At 71.1% G+C, this 3771-nt stretch carries 3 protein-coding genes; 2 read left to right on the top strand and 1 reads right to left on the bottom strand.

Translation table 11 applies throughout. The features are described 5' to 3' along the window. On the bottom strand, positions 1 to 648 hold a 648-nt coding region (locus ACFU99_RS36880; RefSeq protein ID WP_384400991.1), incomplete at its 3' end, for a thioesterase II family protein. A gap of 475 nt (positions 649 to 1123) precedes the next feature. On the opposite strand from ACFU99_RS36880, the gene ACFU99_RS36875 reads away from it, so the two are divergent. Further along, on the top strand, positions 1124 to 3034 hold the full coding sequence (locus ACFU99_RS36875; RefSeq protein WP_384400988.1) for a BTAD domain-containing putative transcriptional regulator: 1911 nt from the start codon (positions 1124 to 1126) through the stop codon (positions 3032 to 3034). A gap of 146 nt (positions 3035 to 3180) precedes the next feature. Next, positions 3181 to 3771, top strand: a 591-nt coding sequence (locus ACFU99_RS36870; RefSeq protein WP_384400985.1) for an O-methyltransferase, incomplete at its 3' end; no start/stop codon positions are given.

The raw sequence follows: 3771 nt of genomic DNA, 5'->3' as shown, positions 1-3771 counted from the left end.
GGTATGGGCCTTCCATTCGCGCACCTCGTCGAGGGGCGCCCTGGGGTCCCGGTCCCCCGCCAGGGCGGTGATCGGGCACTGGAGCAGCGCGTCGGCCTCGCCGCGGTAGGTCTCCACGGCGCGGAAGTCGCCGCGGAGGGCGGGCAGCATCATGCGGACCAGCTCCTCGTCCTCCAGGAGGCTCTCGTCCGTGCCGCTCATCTCCCGGACCGCGGCCACGATGCCGTCGTCGCTGCGCAGGTGCAGGCGCTCCTCGTGCGGCACCGCGGGGCCGCGGCGGCCGGAGACGAAGAGGTGCTCGATCCCCTGCCCCGCGTCCTCGAACCGCCGGGCCACCTCGAAGGCGACGAGGGCGCCCATGCTGTGGCCGAAGAAGGTCAGCGGCAGGCCGGTCCAGTCGCGGAGCGCCGCGAACACCTCGTCGGCCAGGGCCCGGAGGTCGTCGACGGTCGGCTCCGCCCGGCGGTCCTGCCGTCCCGGATACTGCACGGCCAGGACATCCGTCGGGCCCCGCAATTCTCCGGAGACCGGGAAGTAGAAGGACGCCGAGCCGCCCGCGTGCGGGAAGCACACAAGGCGGCTCGTCGCCGCCGGGGAGGGGTGGAAGCGCCTGCACCAAAGGCCGCTGTCGGAGGGTAAGGAAGTCATGTCGCCTGGATTTTCCCTTCACGGTTCCACAGATCCGAAGGATCTGGGTACGGTGATTCCCACCCTGCCACGCCCCGCTGAATCTCAGCAAGGGCGCAAATCAATTCGAACACTTGCACTTCGAATACCGCTCATCCATCTGAATTCGCGTGAACCCGCAGGGAAAGGCCGGGATGCGGGCCGGAGAGCGGCGGCTTGAATTTGATTCAGAAACGATCTCCAGCGCGCCGCGCCGGGCGGCACACAAGCGCGCTAAACGGACAAAACAGGCTACGGAGAGGTCAAACATGACATGGCCCCCCGGTAAGGGCTCTAGGAATATGCCTAAACATCTCGGCATATCGTTGACCGGTTCAGAGCGCTCCCAAGATGCTGGAGGTCTCGCTCGACGTCGTTGGCCGACGGGCCCGCGAACCGCCAGACGGCCCGCTCCGTCACGACTCCTGCGTGACGAACAGGACGAATGGGGAGTTCGTTGGAATTCTTGCTGCTCGGCCCGCTTTCCGTCCGGCTGAACGCGCGGGAGGTGTACGTATCGGCCCCCAGGCAACGCGTCGTCCTGGCGACGCTGTTGCTCAATGTCAACCACGTGGTCTCCGTGGACCGGATCGCGGGCTACGTCTGGGACGGATCCCCACCGCCCAGCGCCGCCGCGACCATACGCACCTACGTCATGCGGCTGCGGCAGGTCCTCGGCGAGCAGGCGTCCGCGCGCATCATCACCCGCGCGCCGGGCTACCTGATCGCGCTCGGCGAGGACGAGAGCGACCTCGGCCGCTTCACCGCGCACCGCCACCGCGCGGCCGCCCACGCCGACGTCGGCAACATGGAGGACTCCTGCGCCGAACTCACCGAGGCCCTCGCCGGCTGGCGCGACGAGCCCCTGGTCAACGTGCCGTCCCAGACCCTGCGCGACGTCGAGGGCCGCTACCTCCAGGAGCTGCGGCTCCAGACGACGGAGCTGCGCTTCGACGCCGAGCTGGCGCTCGGCCGGCACGCCGAACTCGTCCCGGAGCTCTGGCGATTGGTCAGGGAGAACCCGCTGCGCGAAGCGCTCGTCGGCAAGCTGATGCTCGCCCTCTTCCGCTCCGGCCGGCAGTCCGAGTCGCTCGCCCTCTACCAGCGCACCAGGGACCTGCTCGTGGAGCAGCTCGGGGCCGAACCCGGCGCCGACCTCCGCGAGGTCCAGCGCCGCATCCTCTCGGCCGACGACCGCCCCGACGAACGGACCGGCAGAGGGCGGCCCGCCCGGCAGACCGCTTCCGTGACGCGCCCGGCGCCGCCCGCGGCCCGCCCCTGGCACAGCGCACTGCGCCCGAAGCCCGCACAACTTCCCGCCGTACCGCCCGAATTGACCGCACGCGACGAGCCGCTGGAACGGCTGCGCCGCGTACTGACGGCCACCGGCCTGCCGACCGGCTCCGTCGGCACGGCCGTCGTCACCGGCCGGGGCGGCACCGGGAAGAGCGCGCTCGCCCTGCACGCGGCCCACGCGCTGCGGGAGTCCTTCCCCGACGGCCAGCTCTACGCCGGACTCGGCGGCCGAAAGCGGCCGCTGGCCGCCGCGGAGGTGCTGAACCGGTTCCTGGCCGCCCTCGGCGTCCCGCGAGGCGACATCCCCGCCGACGAGAACGAGCGCGAGGTGCTCTACCGCTCCCTCACCGCCGGCAACCGCCTGCTGGTGCTCCTCGACGACGCCGACAGCACCGCGCAGATCCGCCCGCTGGTACCGGGCAGCGGAGGCAGCCGACTGCTGGTCACCAGCCGCCGGCGCCTCACCGACCTGGAGGGCGCGCACACCGTCGCACTGCCGCCGCTGGACGAGCGCGAATCCCTGGAGCTGCTGGGCAGACTCGTCGGACCCGCCCGCGTCGAAGCCGAACCGCAGGCCGCGCGCACGGTCGTGGCGATGTGCGCGGGCCTGCCGCTGGCGCTGCGCATCGCGGGCGCCCGCCAACTGGACCGCCCGCACTGGAGCCTCGGCGACCTCGCCCAACGGCTCACCGACGCACCGCACTTGCTGGACGCACTGCGGATAGGCGACCTGGACGTGCGGCCCAGCCTGGACGCGGGCCACACGGAGCTGCCGCGCCGCGCCGCGAACGGCGTCGATCCGGCCGCCGTGTTCACCGCGCTGGGCGCGGCCAACGCCGCACACACCTCGCGCGGCAGGGTCGCCGCCATGCTCAACTGCTCCGAGGAGAGCGCCGAGGACGCCCTCGACACGCTGGTCGAGGCGCATCTGCTGCACCCTCCCGTCGCCGGGCGCTACCGCCTCGACGCGCTGCTCCAGGCATACGCGCGAGAACGGGCCCAGGAACACGAGTCCTTCCGACATCAGAACGTGTTCCAGGCGACGGGCACGACGGGGCCTCGGGCCGTGTAAGAGGGCCGTGCGGAAGGGCCCGCGAGGCACTGACTCCCCGTTCCCCGCAACGCGCACATCCACTGCTTCGACCACTTCGACCACTTCGACTGCTTCGACGAATTCACACAGCGGAAATTCACACAGCAGAGGGGAAGGCCGTTTCCATGGCCCACCAGACAGCCGCCACCGGTGAACTGCTCGACTACGTCAGGGAGGTGTCCCTGCGCGACGACACCGTTCTGCGGGAGCTGCGCGAGGCCACCGCGGTGCTGCCCGCCGGGCGGGCCATGCAGGTGATGGCCGAGGAAGGACAGCTGCTGGCCCTCCTCGCCGGGCTGACCGGGGCCCGGTCCGTGCTGGAGATCGGGACCTTCACCGGCTACAGCACCCTGTGCCTGGCCCGCGCCCTGCCGGCCGACGGACGCCTGGTGACCTGCGACATCGACGACCGGTGGCCGGCGTTCGGCGCCGACTACTGGCGGCGCGCCGGGGTCGAGCCGCGGATCGACCTGCGGATCGGCGACGCGAACGACACCCTGGCCAAGCTGCTGGCCGATGACGGGCCCGGCTCCTTCGACTTCGTCTTCATCGACGCGGACAAGGCAAACTACACCCGCTACTACGAGAGTTCGCTGGAGCTCGTCCGGCAGGGCGGTCTCATCGTCATCGACAACACGCTCTTCTTCGGGCGCGTCGCCGACCCCGACGCGCAGGACCCGGACACCGAGGGGGTGCGCGACCTCAACCGGCTGCTG

Origin of the sequence: Streptomyces sp. NPDC057654, assembly GCF_042800135.1 — a bacterium.
Taxonomy (GTDB): Bacteria; Actinomycetota; Actinomycetes; order Streptomycetales; family Streptomycetaceae; genus Streptomyces.
This window is presented reverse-complemented; position numbering and strand designations above follow the sequence as displayed.